General features: G+C 63.3%; 17 protein-coding genes. 6 read left to right on the top strand and 11 right to left on the bottom strand.

Annotated elements, in window-relative coordinates; all coding sequences use genetic code 11:
* Position 1: 1 nt before the first annotated feature.
* Positions 2-2,692: an aconitate hydratase AcnA gene (gene acnA / locus NKJ01_RS14355; protein ID WP_352728786.1), complete on the bottom strand. Its 2,691-nt coding sequence runs from the start codon at positions 2,690-2,692 to the stop codon at positions 2-4.
* 285 nt (positions 2,693-2,977) lie between these two features.
* Between acnA and ccmA the strand changes: the two genes are divergently transcribed.
* From ccmA to NKJ01_RS14335, 4 genes are all read left to right on the top strand, one after another.
* Positions 2,978-3,604 (top strand): heme ABC exporter ATP-binding protein CcmA, encoded by a 627-nt coding sequence (ccmA, locus tag NKJ01_RS14350; protein WP_023758924.1) that lies wholly within the window; start codon positions 2,978-2,980, stop codon positions 3,602-3,604.
* Positions 3,605-3,650: 46 nt separating this feature from the next.
* On the top strand, positions 3,651-4,316 hold the full coding sequence (ccmB, locus tag NKJ01_RS14345; RefSeq protein ID WP_023758923.1) for a heme exporter protein CcmB: 666 nt from the start codon (positions 3,651-3,653) through the stop codon (positions 4,314-4,316).
* A 180-nt stretch (positions 4,317-4,496) separates the two neighbouring features.
* The gene (ccmD, locus tag NKJ01_RS14340; RefSeq protein ID WP_023758922.1) at positions 4,497-4,664 is read left to right on the top strand and encodes a heme exporter protein CcmD; all 168 of its coding nucleotides are present in this window, start codon (positions 4,497-4,499) and stop codon (positions 4,662-4,664) included.
* Complete coding sequence (locus NKJ01_RS14335; protein WP_023758921.1) at positions 4,661-5,236, top strand: DsbE family thiol:disulfide interchange protein; 576 nt, start codon at positions 4,661-4,663, stop codon at positions 5,234-5,236. The genes ccmD and NKJ01_RS14335 overlap by 4 nt, the downstream gene beginning before the upstream one ends.
* Positions 5,237-5,397: 161 nt before the next feature.
* Here the strand turns inward: NKJ01_RS14335 and NKJ01_RS14330 are convergent, their stop codons facing one another.
* Positions 5,398-5,565: a hypothetical protein gene (locus NKJ01_RS14330; protein WP_081738754.1), complete on the bottom strand. Its 168-nt coding sequence runs from the start codon at positions 5,563-5,565 to the stop codon at positions 5,398-5,400.
* 301 nt (positions 5,566-5,866) lie between these two features.
* On the opposite strand from NKJ01_RS14330, the gene NKJ01_RS14325 reads away from it, so the two are divergent.
* Together NKJ01_RS14325 and NKJ01_RS14320 are read left to right on the top strand one after the other, a co-directional pair.
* Positions 5,867-6,787: an SMP-30/gluconolactonase/LRE family protein gene (locus NKJ01_RS14325; protein WP_352728783.1), complete on the top strand. Its 921-nt coding sequence runs from the start codon at positions 5,867-5,869 to the stop codon at positions 6,785-6,787.
* Positions 6,788-6,991: 204 nt separating this feature from the next.
* Positions 6,992-7,201, top strand: coding sequence for a tautomerase family protein (locus NKJ01_RS14320; RefSeq protein ID WP_023758919.1), 210 nt, complete (start codon positions 6,992-6,994; stop codon positions 7,199-7,201).
* Between the two features lie 108 nt (positions 7,202-7,309).
* Here the strand turns inward: NKJ01_RS14320 and NKJ01_RS14315 are convergent, their stop codons facing one another.
* The 9 genes from NKJ01_RS14315 to NKJ01_RS14275 form a co-directional block, all read right to left on the bottom strand.
* On the bottom strand, positions 7,310-7,840 hold the full coding sequence (locus NKJ01_RS14315) for an NADPH-dependent FMN reductase (RefSeq protein WP_502905880.1): 531 nt from the start codon (positions 7,838-7,840) through the stop codon (positions 7,310-7,312).
* Between the two features lie 39 nt (positions 7,841-7,879).
* Positions 7,880-8,500, bottom strand: a complete 621-nt coding sequence (locus NKJ01_RS14310) for a pyridoxamine 5'-phosphate oxidase family protein (RefSeq protein WP_352728781.1) — start codon at positions 8,498-8,500, stop codon at positions 7,880-7,882.
* A 9-nt stretch (positions 8,501-8,509) separates the two neighbouring features.
* A complete protein-coding gene (locus NKJ01_RS14305) occupies positions 8,510-9,166 on the bottom strand; it encodes a septation protein A (RefSeq protein WP_352606058.1) in 657 nt (218 codons plus the stop codon).
* 61 nt (positions 9,167-9,227) lie between these two features.
* Positions 9,228-10,961, bottom strand: a complete 1,734-nt coding sequence (gene ftsY, locus NKJ01_RS14300; protein ID WP_352728779.1) for a signal recognition particle-docking protein FtsY — start codon at positions 10,959-10,961, stop codon at positions 9,228-9,230.
* 12 nt (positions 10,962-10,973) lie between these two features.
* Positions 10,974-12,287 (bottom strand): tRNA (N(6)-L-threonylcarbamoyladenosine(37)-C(2))-methylthiotransferase MtaB, encoded by a 1,314-nt coding sequence (gene mtaB, locus NKJ01_RS14295; RefSeq protein WP_352728777.1) that lies wholly within the window; start codon positions 12,285-12,287, stop codon positions 10,974-10,976.
* The gene (gene dapF / locus NKJ01_RS14290; protein ID WP_352728775.1) at positions 12,287-13,171 is read right to left on the bottom strand and encodes a diaminopimelate epimerase; all 885 of its coding nucleotides are present in this window, start codon (positions 13,169-13,171) and stop codon (positions 12,287-12,289) included. The genes mtaB and dapF overlap by 1 nt, the downstream gene beginning before the upstream one ends.
* 72 nt (positions 13,172-13,243) lie before the next feature.
* Complete coding sequence (locus tag NKJ01_RS14285; RefSeq protein WP_023758912.1) at positions 13,244-13,405, bottom strand: DUF1328 family protein; 162 nt, start codon at positions 13,403-13,405, stop codon at positions 13,244-13,246.
* A 101-nt stretch (positions 13,406-13,506) separates the two neighbouring features.
* Positions 13,507-14,073, bottom strand: a complete 567-nt coding sequence (locus NKJ01_RS14280; protein ID WP_352728773.1) for a hypothetical protein — start codon at positions 14,071-14,073, stop codon at positions 13,507-13,509.
* Between the two features lie 71 nt (positions 14,074-14,144).
* Positions 14,145-15,164: an MBL fold metallo-hydrolase gene (locus NKJ01_RS14275; protein ID WP_352728771.1), complete on the bottom strand. Its 1,020-nt coding sequence runs from the start codon at positions 15,162-15,164 to the stop codon at positions 14,145-14,147.
* Between the last annotated feature and the right edge of the window lie 178 nt (positions 15,165-15,342).

Here is a 15,342-nt window from a genome sequence, read left to right as displayed (position 1 = left end):
CCTAAGCAGCCAGATCGCGTAGCACGTATTGCAGGATGCCGCCGTTCTTGAAGTAGTCGAGCTCGTCCAGCGTATCGATGCGGCAGATGATCGGCACGTGCTTCACCGTGCCGTCGCCATAGGTGACCTTGGCGATCATCGTCTGGCGTGGCTTGATGGTGCTCAAGCCATCGATCTCGACCAGCTCGTCGCCCCTGAGATTGAGCGAGGCCCACGAGGTGCCGTCCTCGAAGACGAAGGGGATGACACCCATGCCGACCAGGTTCGAGCGATGGATACGCTCGAAGGATTGCGCGATGACCGCGCGGACGCCAAGCAGATTGGTTCCCTTGGCCGCCCAGTCGCGCGATGAGCCGTTGCCGTATTCGACGCCGGCGAAGATGACCAGCGGCACGCCTTCCTTCTTGTATTCCATCGCGGCGTCGTAGATCGATTCTTCTTCCTTCGACGGGTAGTGGATGGTGTAGCCGCCTTCCCTGCCGTTCTCGCCCAGCATGTGGTTGCGGATGCGGATGTTGGCGAAAGTGCCGCGCATCATCACCTCGTGGTTGCCGCGCCTTGTGCCGTACTGGTTGAAGTCGGCGACGCCGACGCCGTGGTCGGTCAGGTATTTGCCGGCCGGCGAGGCCGCCTTGATCGAACCCGCCGGCGAGATGTGGTCGGTGGTTATCTTGTCGCCGAACAGGCCAAGCACTCGAGCGCCCTTGATGTCGCCGATCTTGCCGAAACCTGATGTCATGCCGGCGAAGTAGGGTGGGTTCTGCACATAGGTCGAGTTGTCGTCCCAGGCATAGGTCTGGCCTTCGGGCGCCTTGACGTTTTGCCAATATTCATCGCCCTTGAAGACGTCGGCATATTTGCGGGCGAACAGCTCGCGGGTGACGTTCTTTTCGATGAACTCCTGGATCTCGGCCGAACTCGGCCAGATATCCTTGAGGTAGACCGGGTTGCCGTTCTTGTCCTCGCCGAGCGGCTCGGTCGTGAGGTCCTTGGTGACGGTGCCAGCCAGCGCGTGCGCGACGACCAGCGGCGGCGACGCCAGATAGTTCGCCTGCACGTCGGGCGAGACGCGGCCTTCGAAGTTGCGGTTGCCGGACAAGACCGCGGCAGCAATCAGGCCCTTGTCGTTGATGGTCTTGGAGATCGGCGCCGGCAGCGGGCCGGAATTGCCGATGCAGGTGGTGCAGCCGAAGCCGACCAGGTTGAAGCCGATCTGGTCGAGTTCCTTCTGCAGGCCGGATTTCTCCAAATATTCGGCGACCACCTGGCTGCCGGGGGCCAGCGAGGTCTTCACCCATGGCTTCTGCTTCAGCCCGAGTCGGTTGGCATTGCGGGCCAGGAGGCCAGCGCCGATCAGCACGCTTGGGTTCGACGTGTTGGTGCAGGACGTGATGGCGGCGATGACGACATCGCCATGGCCGAGATCATGGTCGGTGCCTTCGACGGCATAGCGTTTGGATAGCTCGGCCGCCTTCCTGTATTCGGTCTCCATCGCCTTGGCGAAGCCTGCCGGGATGTCTTCCAGGGCAACGCGGCCTTCAGGCCGCTTGGGGCCGGCCATCGACGGCACGACGGAGCCGAGCTCCAGTTCGAGCAGGTCGGTGAACACCGGATCGGTCGAGCCGGTCTCGCGCCACAGCCCTTGCGCCTTGGCATAGGCCTCGACCAACGCGATACGGTCCTCGCTGCGGCCGGACATTGTGAGGTAGCGGATGGTTTCCGAATCGACCGGGAAGAAGCCGCAGGTGGCGCCGTATTCGGGCGCCATGTTGCCGATGGTGGCGCGGTCGGCCAGTGTCATGTTGGACAGGCCCGGGCCGAAGAACTCGACGAACTTGCCGACGACGCCCTTCTTGCGCAGCATCTGCGTGACGGTGAGCACGAGGTCGGTGGCGGTGACGCCTTCCCTGAGCTTGCCGGTCAGACGGAAGCCGATGACTTCGGGCAAAAGCATGGAGACCGGCTGGCCGAGCATGGCCGCCTCGGCCTCGATGCCGCCGACGCCCCAGCCGAGCACGCCAAGGCCGTTGATCATGGTGGTGTGCGAATCGGTGCCGACGCAGGTGTCGGGATAGGCGGTGGTTTCGCCGTCCTCGGTGTTGGTCCACACCACCTGGCCGAGATATTCGAGGTTGACCTGGTGGCAGATGCCGGTGCCAGGCGGCACGACGCGGAAGTTGCGGAACGCCTGCTGGCCCCATTTCAGGAACTTGTAGCGTTCCTCGTTGCGTTCATATTCGAGCTCGACATTGCGGGCGAAGGCCAGCGGCGTGCCGAATTCGTCGACGATGACGGAATGGTCGATGACGAGGTCGACCGGCACCAGCGGGTTGATCTTCTGCGGATCGCCGCCGAGCGAGGCCATGGCGTCGCGCATGGCGGCAAGGTCGACCACAGCCGGAACGCCGGTGAAATCCTGCATCAGCACGCGGGCCGGGCGATAGGCGATCTCGACACCGGCAGTGCCCTTGTCGGTCAGCCAGCCGGCAACTGCCTGGATGCTCTCCTTGGTTACGGAGCGGCCGTCCTCGTTGCGCAGCAGGTTCTCCAGCAGCACCTTCATCGAATAGGGCAGCTGGGAGATGCCGGTGAGGCCGTTCTTCTCGGCCTCGATGAGGTCGAAATAGGCATATTCCGCGCCGCCCGCGGTCAACGTGCGGCGGCAATTGAAACTGTCGAGGGATTTTGACACGTGCGATCCGTCCTTGTCTGTTCAGCCTGAAAGGGAACGGACGCCGATGGCATGCAATCACGCGCAAAGGTGCGGGTACGGCCATTTCCGCTGTCCGTTCCCAAGCAACCCGAGCCGTTCAAGGCGGCGCGTGCGCTGGTTCGGCGCTAATTCTGTTCCCGCGCCGACCGCTGGCACGGATGCACCGCATATAGAGAATTTTCTGGAATAGTTCTAGACAGTTGGAGAGCAAATTTGTGCGATGCGGCAACTGTCGCGAGACATGGTTTTCAAGGCAGGCGACGAATGCGGCTGATCGCCGAAAATCTAGGCGGCGAACGCGGCGGCGACACGGTGTTTTCGGGCATCGGCTTTGCCTTGGAGGACGGCCAGGCGCTTGTCGTCACAGGGCCGAACGGATCGGGCAAATCGACCTTGCTGAGGGTCATCGCCGGACTGCTTCCGGTGGCGGAGGGCAGCGTGAAGATCGAAGGTGTCATGAAGATCGAAGATGGGGGCGAGGCGTTTCCGTCTGTCGCCTCGGCCTGCCATTACCTTGGCCACCAGAACGCAATGAAGACGGCACTGAGCGTGGCGGAGAACCTGCGCTTCTGGCGCGATTTCAACGGCGATGGGCAACTGGACGTCGAAGAGGCGCTTGAATCGGTCGGGCTTGGTGGCATCGGCCATCTGCCGTTCGGCTATCTGTCGACCGGGCAGCGGCGCCGCGCGGCTATCGCCAAGCTGTTGGTCAGTCATCGGCCGCTGTGGCTGCTGGACGAGCCGACGGCCGGGTTGGACAAGGCTTCTGAGGCGCGGTTTTCGGGGTTGATGACGAGGCATTGTGAAGAGGGCGGGATGATTGTTGCGGCGACGCATTTGCCGCTCGGATTGGATGGGGCGAAGGCGTTGGTGATGGGGGAAGCCGGTTGATGTCGGCGCTCTGCGGCGGGGCGCCTGGGCGAAGGCTTCTCAAGTCATGCTAGCGCTCTTCCTGCGCGACATCCGCCTCAACATCCGTGCCGGCGGCGGCGCGTTGACCGGCGTCATCTTCTTCCTCGCCGTCATTGCCACCATCCCGTTCGGAGTCGGGCCGGACCTCAAGCTGCTTGCCCGCATCGGACCGGCGATCCTGTGGATCGGCGCGCTGCTGTCTTGCCTGCTCGGCCTCGACCGGCTGTTCCAGGCCGACCGCGAGGACGGCTCGCTCGATCTGCTGGTGCTCGGCAATGATCGCAACATGCTGGCCTTGACGGTGCTGACCAAATGCCTGGCGCATTGGGCGGGCAGCGTCTTGCCGCTGGTCATCGCCGCTCCCTTGCTCGGCCTGTTCATGAACATGGAGCCGCTCGGCATCGGCGCCACGGCGCTGACCCTATTGGTCGGCACCCCGGCAATCACCTTCATCGGCGCCGCCGGTGCGGCCGTGGCGGTGGCGCTGCCGCGTGGCGGGCTGCTGATCTCCGTGCTGGTGCTGCCGCTGACCATTCCGGTGCTGATCTTCGGCGTTTCGGCGAGCTATGGCGCGACGGCCAATCCCGACCCGTTTCTGCAACCCTTCCTCATTCTTGCCGCGCTGACGCTGTTTCTTGCAGTGCTGGGTCCAGTCTCGGCGGCGCTGGCGCTGCGCCACGGCACGGATTGAGTGACATTAGTGATGGTTTGCGCGACATCAAGGGGTCGCGGCGCAGCGATCCTATAAGTTCGGAGGCGGCGGTGCGGCAGCCGATTGCGAAGCTGCCAGCACGCCGTTATGGGAAGGTATGATCGGGCGAGACGGAAGGATGCGGTTGCAAGGAAGGATGTCGTCGATGGAGCGGCAGTCATGAGCGCGCACGCACTTTATGTGACCGCAGCCTATGGCATCACCGCCGTGGTGCTGATCGGGCTGATCGGCTGGATCCTGCTCGACCAGCGGGCCCGAAAACGCGAGCTCGCCGAACTGGAGGCGGCCGGCGTGCGGCGTCGCTCCGACAAGGTGGCCAAATCATGAGCACAGAAACGGAAACGCCGACACCCCGTCGCCGCCTGTTCGTGCTCTTGCCGCTGTTGATTTTCCTCGGCCTGGCCGGACTGTTCCTGTCGCAACTGTTATCGGGGCGCGACGTTTCGGAGGTGCCGTCGGCGCTGATCGGCCTGCCGGCGCCGCAGACCAGCCTGCCGGCGCTCGAAGGCAGCAACCTGCCGGGGCTCGATTCGAAAGCCTTCGCCGGCAAGGTCACATTGGTCAATGTCTTTGCATCGTGGTGCGCGCCGTGCCGCGAAGAGCATCCGGTGCTTTTGGCGCTGTCGCAGGACAAGCGTTTTGTCCTGGCGGCGCTGAACTATAAGGACCAGCCGGAAAACGCGCGCCGGTTCCTCGGCGATCTCGGCAATCCGTTTCAGGCGATCGGGGTCGACGAAGCCGGCCGCGCGGCGATCGACTGGGGTGTCTACGGCGTGCCGGAAACCTTCGTCATCGGCAAGGACGGCAAGATCGCCTACAAGCATGTCGGTCCGCTGACGCCCGAGACGGCGAGGGATCTTTTGCTGCCACAGATTGAAAAGGCGCTGGCGGCACGTTGATATTCAGGTGATGCCGTCCTACGAACGGCGGCTTCCTGCGCTTCCGGTGCTCACGTACCCAAAAGTACGCTCCGCTCCGGTTCTCGGAACCCACCATTCTCGGCTCGGCCTGACCTGAATCTCAACGCGCCCTGGCGGCGCGTATCACGAGAGACTTGAGATCAGCCGTAGATCTGCTTGTGGACCTGATAGAGCATTTCCGAGCGGTCGGCGCGCATGTCGGCCAGATCGCGGCTGGAAAAGCTGTCGATTTCGGCGACAAGGCGGTTGTAGTGCTTGCGCTTGGCAATGCTGTTGCGAGCGCGGGTCATGAGACTGTCGAGGATCATAGCAAGGTTCCTTATGGCGCCGCATTTGCGCGGCTGTTATTCCTCCCTTGATCGATACGAAGCATGACATAGTAATGGTGCGATGCAAAAAGAAGATGTTGCAATGCACCATTGCGCCCAGCGCATAGCCGGTTAAGGCAAATTTACCCGAGTTAAGCCGACTTAACCCAAGTTAACCGCGATCAACCCGCATTCCCTCAATCACGTCTGAAGGAGACTGCGGACGATTTCACGGATCGATCTTGCCATATCGATCGCCGGCTGGCTTGATCCGATCTCACGTGATGCCGGGAGGAAAAGTATGGCGGCCGCAGACTATTATGAAGTTCTCGATCCACGCTTCGCACGCCTGTTCAACGGCAACGCGCAGGTCGAGAAGCTGTTCACCGGATGCCAGTGGGCGGAAGGACCGGCCTGGTTCGCCGCCGGCCGCTATGTCGTCTGGTCCGACATCCCCAACAACCGCATGCTGCGCTATGACGAGACCGACGGCAATGTCAGCGTCTTCCGGCAACCATCCGGCAACTCCAACGGCAATACGGTCGACCGGCAGGGCCGGCTGGTCACTTGCGAGCATTCGGGCCGCCGCGTCAGCCGCACCGAGTTCGACGGCTCGGTCACCACCATCGCCGCCAAATGGAAGGGCAAACGGCTGAACTCGCCCAACGACGCAGTGGTGAAGTCGGACGGCTCGATCTGGTTCACCGATCCGAGCTACGGCATCGACACCGACTATGAAGGCGACAAGGCCGACAGCGAAATCGGCGCCTGTCATGTCTACCGGGTCGATCCCGGCTCCGGCGACGTCGAAGCCGTCATCACCGACATGGTCAGGCCCAACGGGCTGGCTTTCTCGCTTGACGAGAGCAAGCTCTATGTCGCAGACACCGGCCGCACGCATGGCGCGCAGAACCCGGCGCATATGCGGGTGTTCAACGTCGGCAAGGGCGGCAAGAAGGTGTCGGGCGAAAAGATCTTCGCCGACTGCACCGCCGGCCTGTTCGATGGCTTCCGCCTCGACGAGGACGGACGCATCTGGACAAGTGCTGCCGACGGCATCCATTGCTACGATCCAGACGGCACGCTGATCGGCAAGATCAAGGTGCCGGAGGTGACCGCCAATTGCGTGTTCGGCGGCAGCAAGCTGAATTGCCTCTACATCGCCGGCACGACCTCGCTCTACATGGTGCGGCTCATGGTCAACGGCGCCAAGACCTATTGAGACTGTTTGGAAATTCTACTCTGGCGGCCATCTGATGGCGTTTTCTGCGGTTCCCCGTTCTACTGCGTCAGCGCAGTAGAACTGAGCTTACGGACCCAAATGTCCGGTGCGCTCCGGTTCTCGAAACCACCACAATATGACTCGCCAGAGCGAATTTCGAAACAGTCTCATACCGACAGCCAACAAATCGAAGGGGAGGACGTCATGCCATTCGTCAATATCCGCATCGTCAAGGAAGTGATCGCCGCCGATCCGGCGGGCAAGAAGGCGGATATCGCCAAGAAGGTCACGGCGGCCATCATGGACGCCACGGGCCTTGGCAATGACGATGTCTGGGTGGTCTTCGAGGAGGTCAATGCGCGTGACTGGTATGTCGGGAAGACGGATGTGGAGACATTGAGGGGGAAGAAGTAGTTCGAAGGCGTGGAGGCCCCACGCCTTCGTCATCCTGGGGTCTGCGCCGCGTCGCTGCGCTCCTTGCTCCGCCCCAGGATGACGAAGCGCGGTGATGGCCGCTCAGCATCAACGCGCGCGAATGAAATCCGCGAAGGAATTCAGCGCATCATGCATCGCCAGCCGGCTCGCCGGCTCGGCCAAGACAGCTTCCACCTCAGGCGGCTTCTTGCCGAGCAGGGCAATCTGCAGCATATGCTCGCAAAGCGTGAACGACATGGTGCGCATGATCTCGGCCAGGGCGGCGCGGGCGAATAGCGAGCGCGGCGAGGCGTGCACCAGCATGGCGGGCTTGGCGACAGCGGCGTCACGCGACACCAGCCAGTCGAGCCCGTTCTTCAGCCCGCCCGGCACGCCATGGGCATATTCGGGGCAGGAGACGATGACGCCGTCGGCTTGAGTGACGGCATCGATCAGCGCGGAGGCTTCGAGCGGCGTCCGCTCGCCTTCATCGTCGGGATTGAAGATTGGCAGACGGCCAAGCCCGTCATAGACGGTGATGCGGCAGCCGGTCGGCGCGTTGCGCGCCAGTGCGGAGACCAGGGCCGAATTGGTGGAGGCTGCCCGCAGGCTGCCGGAGATCGCAAGCATGTTCAGCAAGAAAGGGAACCAGTCGGGACGAATCGTCGTCCGAAAAACCTACCACATCGTTTGCTTATATTCCTCATCGAGCCAGCGATCGGTCGCCTCGGCCGAATCGGCCAGCGCCAGCTGATCGCGCAGGATCTGGCCGAGCGTCGGCAGCGTCGCGCGGTCGTACCAGGTCTCCGGCTTCCACAAATCCGAGCGCATGAAGGCCTTGGCGCAATGCATGTAGGCGGCCTTGACGGTGACCACGACGACGCTTTGCGGTTCCTTGCCGTCGATGGCAAGGCGCTCGCGAAGGCCCCCGTCGACGGTGATGCGGGCCTCGCCGTTGACGCGCAGCGTCTCGTTCATACCGGGAATGAGGAAGAGCAGCCCGACCGAGGGATGGAGGAGGATGTTCTCCAGCGTGTCGAGCCGGTTGTTGCCGGGCCGGTCCGGAATGGCGATGGTGGTGTCGTCGAGCACGGCGGCAAAGCCCGGTTTGTCACCCTTCGGCGTCACGTCGGCATTGCCGGCGCCGTCGGACGAGCCGATCAGCACGAACGGGCTCTTGCCAATGAAGGAGCGGCAGTGGCCGTCGAGCGCTTTCATCTCCTTACGGATCGAGCCGTCGGTCGGTCGCGGCGTCTTGTAGATCGTCCTCAGTTCGTCGCGCGTGGTGACGAATTCCACGGCCCTCTCCTATTTCCCGGTCTTGTCCTCAAGCGAATGGCGCAGGATCAGCGGCATCTGGCTAAAGGTGAACAGAAGCGTGATCGGCATGATGCCCCAGACCTTGAAGGTAACCCAGGCGTCGGTGGAAAAATTCCGCCACACCACCTCATTGGCAAGGGCCAGGAACAGGAAGAACAGGCCCCAGCGAAAGGTCAGCTTGCGCCAGCCTTCGGCATCGAGGCTGAAGGCCGAATCGAAGACATAGCCAAGCAGCGACTTGCCGAAGTAGAGGCCGCCAAGCAGCACGCCACCGAACAGCGTGTTGACGATGGTCGGCTTCATCTTGATGAAGATGTCGTCCTGCAGATAGAGCGTCAGCGCGCCGAAGATGAAGACGACGACGCCCGACACCATCGGCATGATCGGCAAGGTGCGCATCAGCAGCCATGAGGCGATCAGCGCGATTGCCGTGGCGGCCATGAACAGGCCGGTGGCGACGAAGATCGGGCCGCCGAACTCGGCCAGGACCGGGAATTTCTGCACCAGCCAGGCGCCGCGCGCATTGGTGAAGAAGAACACCATCAACGGCCCCAGCTCCAACACCAGCTTGAGCAGCGGATTGACGCCTTCCTTCTTTTGTTTTTGCGGATCGGACGGATCGCGTTCGAGAATGGGTGGGTTCATGGAAGCTCTTTCTTACGCAGGATCCGATCCAAAAAGGCTGCAACTTTTTGGGACATGCTTGTTAGGCAACTCCAGCGATCGCCCTGGCGAATTCGCTTGCCGAGAACGGTTCGAGGTCGTCGACCTGTTCGCCGACGCCGATGAAATAGACCGGCAATTTGTGCTTCGCCGCGATCGCCACCAGAATACCGCCGCGCGCCGTGCCGTCCAGCTTGGTCATCACAAGGCCGTTGACGCCGGCGACATTGCGGAAGATTTCGACTTGGTTGAGTGCATTCTGGCCGGTGGTGGCATCGACCGTTTGCAGCACGGTGTGCGGCGCTTCCGGATCGAGCTTGCCGAGCACGCGGACGATCTTTTCGAGCTCCGCCATCAACTCGGTCTTGTTTTGCAGGCGGCCGGCGGTGTCGATGATCAGCACGTCGGAGCCGGCTTCCTTGGCCTTTTCGAAGGCGTCATAGGCGAGGCCCGCGGCATCGGCGCCGAGCTTGGAGGCGATGACAGGCGATTTCGTCCGCTCGCCCCAGATCTTCAACTGCTCGATCGCGGCGGCGCGGAACGTGTCGCCGGCCGCCAACATCACCGACAGGCCGCCATCGGTGAGCTTGGCGGCAAGCTTGCCGATGGTCGTGGTCTTGCCGGTGCCGTTGACGCCAACCACTAGGATAACATGCGGCTTGTGCGAGAGATCGAGTTCCAGCGGCATGGCGACGTGCGTCAGCACCTTCTCCACCTCGGCCGCCATGATGGCGCGAACCTCGGTGTCGGAGACATCCTTACCGTAGCGGCTGGCGGCCAGCGCATCGGTGACGCGCAGCGCGGTTTCCATGCCGAGATCGGCACGGATCAGCACGTCCTCCAGATCCTGCAGCGTCTCCTCGTCCAGCTTGCGCTTGGTGAAGACCCCGGCAATGTTGCCGGTCAGTTCCTTGGACGAACGGGCAAGCCCGTCCTTCATGCGCTGGAACCATGAGCGCCTCGGCGCCGGCTCCGGCGCCTTCTGCGGCTCTGCCTTCTGCTCGACCTTCTTGGTGACGGTTACCTTGCCAGGCGCGGGAACGGATTTTGGCGCAGGGACGGCCTGCGGTTCGGGCGCGATCTCCGAAACGATCGGCTGCGATTCGAATGGCGCAGGCTGGCGAATGGGAGGTGCGATCTCGGCCGGCGGATGAGGGGCCGCGCCGACGTCTGATGGTGGCTGAGCAGGGGTCGGCGCCGGCGTCGGCACCTCGATCGGAGTTGGTGTCTCTGCCGGAACCTCGACCGGCGGCACCGGCACTTCGACCGGCGCCGGTTCCGGTTGCTTTTCCGGGCGTGACGGAACGATCTCCGGCTCGGCCGGCGCGGGTGGCGGTACCTCATGCGGCTGAGGTTTGGGAGCAGGTTCCGGGACGGCGGGAGGTGTTGGTATTTCCTCGGGCGCCGGCGGCTCGGCAGGCGTCTCAGGCGCGGGTTCTTCTTCCGGTTCGGGCTTCGGCAGAGGTTCCGGCGCGGGCGGAACGGTAGGCTCCGGCGCTGGCGGAATCGAAGGTGCCGGTTCGGGCGCCGGCTCCTCGACAGGCGCCGGTTCCGGCGCAGGGATCACCTTCGGCTCGACCGCGGGCGTTGGCGCAGTCTCCGCCTCGGGCTCCAGCTCGTCGCGCTTCAAAAACTCCGGCACGACCTGCTCGGCCGCCGGCTTCAGCGCATCGAGTGCTTCCCACTTGATCGGCGGCAAAGGGGCGGTTTCGTCGACCCGCTCCTCGACCACCTCCTTCTTGCCGAACGAAAATATCTTCTTGAAAAAACCAGCCATGCTTTACGTTTCTCAGGCCGCGCGGGCGGCAAGGGGGGTCGCGATCAGCCGGGCACCATCGTGGCCCGATATATCGGCCCCGATGATTTCGCCCGGTGCGCCCGTGCCGAGTGCGGCAAGCGTAAACCCTTCGGTTCGGCCAAGTCCGTCGCGCTCGATCAGGATCGACTGACGGGTTCCGGAAAGCGATGACAGATGCCTGACATAGGCAGCGTCACCCGCGGCGCGCAGCCGGGCAGCGCGCTGCTTGACCAATTCTCGGCGGAGCTGCGGCATGCGCGCGGCAGGCGTGCCTTGGCGCGGGCTGAAGGGGAAAACGTGGAGATGGGTCAGGCCACACTCCTCGACGATTTTTTCCGAGTTCTCGAACATTTCGTCGGTCTCGGTCGGGAAGCCGGCGATGATGTCGGCGCCGAAGACGATGCCGGAGCGCAGCTTGCGAACGTCCTCGCAGAAGCGGATCGACTGGTCTCGATTGTGCCGGCGCTTCATGCGCTTCAGGATCATGTCGTCGCCCGATTGCAGCGACAGATGCAGATGCGGCATCAGCCTGGGCTCGGTGGCGATGGCGTCGAGCAGATCGTCGTCGGCCTCGATAGAATCGATCGAGGACAGCCGGAGGCGCTTCACATCGGGCACCTGCCTGAGGATGGTTTTTACCAGTCTGCCGAGCTTCGGCGCGCCCGGCAGGTCGGCGCCAAAACTGGTCATGTCGACACCGGTCAGCACGATCTCGGCATAGCCGTTTCCGGCGAGCCGCTTGACCTGGTCGACCACGGCGCCCATCGGCACAGAGCGCGAATTGCCGCGGCCGTAAGGGATGATGCAGAAGGTGCAGCGGTGGTCGCAGCCGTTCTGCACCTGTACGAAGGCGCGTGCGCGGCCCTCGATGGCGTCGACCATGTGGCCGGCGGTCTCACGCACCGAAAAAATGTCGTTGACGCGCGCCTTCTCGGTGTCGTTGACGCCGAAATCCGGCAGCGCGCGATAGGAGTTCGCCTTCAGCTTCTCCTCGTTGCCGAGCACGAGATCGACCTCGTCCATGGCGGCGAATTTTTCAGGCTCGGTCTGCGCGGCGCAGCCGGTGACGATGATGCGGGCTTGCGGGTTGTCGCGGCGCGCCTTGCGGATCGCCTGCTTGGCCTGGCGCACCGCTTCGCCGGTGACAGCGCAGGTGTTGAAGATCACGGCGCCGCCTTCCAGCGCGCCGAGGCCGGCGGTTTCAGCCTCGCGCCGCATCACCTCGGACTCATAGGTGTTCAGCCGGCAGCCGAAAGTCACCACATCGATGCCCTTGGACACCGGGCTCTTGGACAGAGCGGACATCAGGCCGCGCTTTCGGTGTCGCGGGCCCACGTTCCGACCGACGGATCGAAGTTGCCGGAAAATTCCCATTCTGCGGCGCCGGTGAGGATGACGTGGTCATCGTCGCGCCATTCGACATGCAGCGTGCCGCCGCCGGGGGTCAGCAGGCTGACGCTGCGGCCGGTCCGGTTGGTGCGGGCGGCTGCGACCACTGCGGCGCAGGAGGCCGAGCCGCAGGCCTTGGTCAGGCCGGCGCCACGCTCCCATGTGCGGATGATCATGGTTTCGGGTGAGGTGACCTGAGCGATGGTGATGTTGGCCCGTTCGGGAAACATCGGATGGTTCTCGAGCAGCGGGCCGAAACGGTCGAGCTCGTAGGACCAGACGTCGCGATCGACCCAGAAGATGGCGTGCGGATTGCCCATCGAGACGACAGAGGGTGAATGCAGCACCGGCGCGTCGATCGGTCCGATCTGCAGCTCGATCATGCGGGTGTCGTGGAATTCCTCGGCCAGCGGAATGTCCTGCCAGCCGAAGCGCGGTATGCCCATGTCGACCGAGATCGAGCCGTCGGCATGTTCGCGCGCGTTGAGAATGCCGGCCACGGTCTCGAAGGTGAAGGTCTTCTGGCCGGTCTCGGCGGCGAGCGCCTGGACAACGCAGCGCATGCCGTTGCCGCAGGCCTGCGCGCTGGTTCCGTCGGAATTCAATATGTCGATGAAAAAGGCGGTGCCCGGCGTCCTGGCGTCGTGGATCGCCATGATCTGGTCGAACCTTGTCGCGGCATCCGCGTTCAGCGCGATTGCCGCGGCCGCCGTCACCCGATCGGCACGGCTACGCATGTCGGCAACGATGATCTCGTTGCCGATGCCGTTCATCTTGGCGAATGGGGCAGTGCTGGCCATTGCTCCGAAAATTCCGTGTCCGATTGGCGCTATATGGCGGAAACGGGCAGGAATTACCAGTGCGGAGCCGCTTTACGTCACCGCGAAAATGCCCAGTACCATCAGCAGGAAGATGATCAGAACGATGCCGATGAGGATGCGCGCACCGGTTGCGGCAGCACCTGCCAGCGCCGGCATGCCGAGCAGGCTCGCCGCCGCGGCGATGATCAGCAAAATGACAATCCATTTGAGCATGGGAATGCCTCGCAAACCGATAGATTTTGAAACCGTATGAAAAACGCGGCTGCCGCGCTTGGGTTCCCGTCGGCTTGCGAGGCCGCTGCCCGTTGACCGACCTAGCCGGCGATCTCGATATCGGTGGTGAAGGGCGCCGTCTTGTTCGAATTCTCGTCATGCATGAGAAAGTCGCACCGGTATTTGCCGGGCGGCAAGCCGTCGAGGGAGAGGTCCAGCTTGAAGAACAGTTCGCGGTTGTGTGAGCGGGAGGCGACCTGGACACGGCCGACCTTCTCACTTGTCCCGAGGGTCTCGCCGGCCGCTGAAACGACGGTGATGTCGACGGAAAGCGCGATCATGCTGTTGCCGAGACCGTCCGTGCCATAGCCGTAGCCAACAGGCTCCATATAGAGCACGATCTTCTCGCCTGGTTTGTAGATGCGATTGGCACGCTCGCTGTAGATACCGAAACCGCTTGCGGAATCGACCTGTTTGACGTTCTGGACGGTCAGCGGCATAGCTTGCCAAAAGGCTTCCTCCGCGCCGCGGAATTTGTCCAGCGCGCCGGCGCCGTCACCCGACTGCAGCAGTTTTTCGGCCTCGGTGGCGCGGTCGCCGATTTCGCCTGCGAAAGCGCATGGCGTCGAAAACGCCAGCGCCATCAGAACTGCCACGATCGATTTCATCTGAATTCCCCTTTGCCCGTTAGGCTGACCATCTGCGAAAATGACCGGGCCGTAAATGGCCAATGCAGACGTCAGTCGCGCCCGATCTCGGGTACGCTCCAGACCTCGCCGGGCCGCAAGGCGCGAAAGCGCTCTCGTGGGACGCCTTGATCGTCGAGCGCCTCGGTCAATTTTCGCGCCGGCTCGTCGATCGGTTCGTCGGTGAGCTGGAAAGTGCCCCAGTGGCAGCCGGCGGCGAAAGCGGCGTTGCACAAAGTCATGCCTTGCACCGCCTCCTCCGGATTCTGGTGCTGCGGCGCCATGAACCAGCGCGGCTCATAGGCGCCGATCGGCAGGATGGCCAAGCGGAAGCCGCCATGTTTTTCAGCCATCAGCCGGTAGTTGATGCCGCCGTGGAAGCCGGTGTCGCCGGCGAAATAGAGTTTGCCGTTCGGCGTCCCGACGACGAAGCCGGCCCACAGCGCCATGCGCCGGTCGCGGGCGCCACGCGCCGACCAGTGGTGCGCCGGCTCGACATGGACGGCGACACCGTTGCCGACCTCGACCCTGTCGCCCCAATCATGGGCCGACAGCCGCATACCGGGAATCGCATCGCCAATCAGGGTATCGTTGCCGAGCGGAGTGAGCACCAGCGGGTCGTGGCTGGCCTTCAGCCGCTTCAGCGTGGCGAGGTCGAGATGGTCGTAATGATTGTGGCTGACCAGCACGAGGTCGATCGGCGGCAGGTCGGCGAAGGCGATGCCTGGCGGATTGATGCGCCGTGGACCGGCAAAGAAAAGCGGCGACGCGCGCTGCGACCAGACCGGGTCGGTCAGGATGTTCAGACCGGCCGTCTGGATCAGCAAGCTGGAATGGCCCACCATCGTCACATCAAGCGCGGCGCCTTCGACCTTCGCGGCCGGCTTTGCCTGCGGGAAGGGGCTTGGATTCGTCGCCGGCCATTTCGAGCGCTTGCCATTCAACTGCCATTTCAGCAGGTCGGCGAAACGGCCGGGCAGCTGGCCGTCGGGATTGAAGAACAAGGTGCCGTCGAAATGATCGCTGGGCGGGCCGCTATAGTAGCGATTGTCGGCTCTCTTTCTCGCGGCCAATTTAGCGGCTCCGGCAGGTTGCGCCTCCCTGACATAGGCGCTGTGCCTGCTTGCGCAAGCACGTGACCGCCGAATGCCAGGGGGCGGCCAGTGTCGACCGGGACCTCAGGGCGACGTGCGACAGTGGCCCGTACCATCGCGATTGCGACAAATTTGCAACAAATCTTGCTGCAAACCG

It is taken from the genome of Mesorhizobium sp. M0276 (genome assembly GCF_040321755.1).
Classification (GTDB): domain Bacteria; phylum Pseudomonadota; class Alphaproteobacteria; order Rhizobiales; family Rhizobiaceae; genus Mesorhizobium.
The sequence above is the reverse complement of the archived record's forward strand: the minus strand, read 5'-3'. Positions and strand labels throughout refer to the sequence as shown.

Coding starts and splice junctions, on each gene's coding strand:
- NKJ01_RS14285 (WP_023758912.1), bottom strand. CDS start 13,405: ATGCTCAAATGGATTGTCATTTTGCTGATCATCGCCGCGGCGGCGAGC.
- dapF (WP_352728775.1), bottom strand. CDS start 13,171: ATGGCCAGCACTGCCCCATTCGCCAAGATGAACGGCATCGGCAACGAG.
- NKJ01_RS14325 (WP_352728783.1), top strand. CDS start 5,867: ATGGCGGCCGCAGACTATTATGAAGTTCTCGATCCACGCTTCGCACGC.
- ccmB (WP_023758923.1), top strand. CDS start 3,651: ATGCTAGCGCTCTTCCTGCGCGACATCCGCCTCAACATCCGTGCCGGC.
- NKJ01_RS14320 (WP_023758919.1), top strand. CDS start 6,992: ATGCCATTCGTCAATATCCGCATCGTCAAGGAAGTGATCGCCGCCGAT.
- NKJ01_RS14305 (WP_352606058.1), bottom strand. CDS start 9,166: ATGAACCCACCCATTCTCGAACGCGATCCGTCCGATCCGCAAAAACAA.
- ccmD (WP_023758922.1), top strand. CDS start 4,497: ATGAGCGCGCACGCACTTTATGTGACCGCAGCCTATGGCATCACCGCC.
- NKJ01_RS14330 (WP_081738754.1), bottom strand. CDS start 5,565: ATGATCCTCGACAGTCTCATGACCCGCGCTCGCAACAGCATTGCCAAG.
- ccmA (WP_023758924.1), top strand. CDS start 2,978: ATGCGGCTGATCGCCGAAAATCTAGGCGGCGAACGCGGCGGCGACACG.
- NKJ01_RS14335 (WP_023758921.1), top strand. CDS start 4,661: ATGAGCACAGAAACGGAAACGCCGACACCCCGTCGCCGCCTGTTCGTG.
- NKJ01_RS14280 (WP_352728773.1), bottom strand. CDS start 14,073: ATGAAATCGATCGTGGCAGTTCTGATGGCGCTGGCGTTTTCGACGCCA.
- ftsY (WP_352728779.1), bottom strand. CDS start 10,961: ATGGCTGGTTTTTTCAAGAAGATATTTTCGTTCGGCAAGAAGGAGGTG.
- mtaB (WP_352728777.1), bottom strand. CDS start 12,287: ATGTCCGCTCTGTCCAAGAGCCCGGTGTCCAAGGGCATCGATGTGGTG.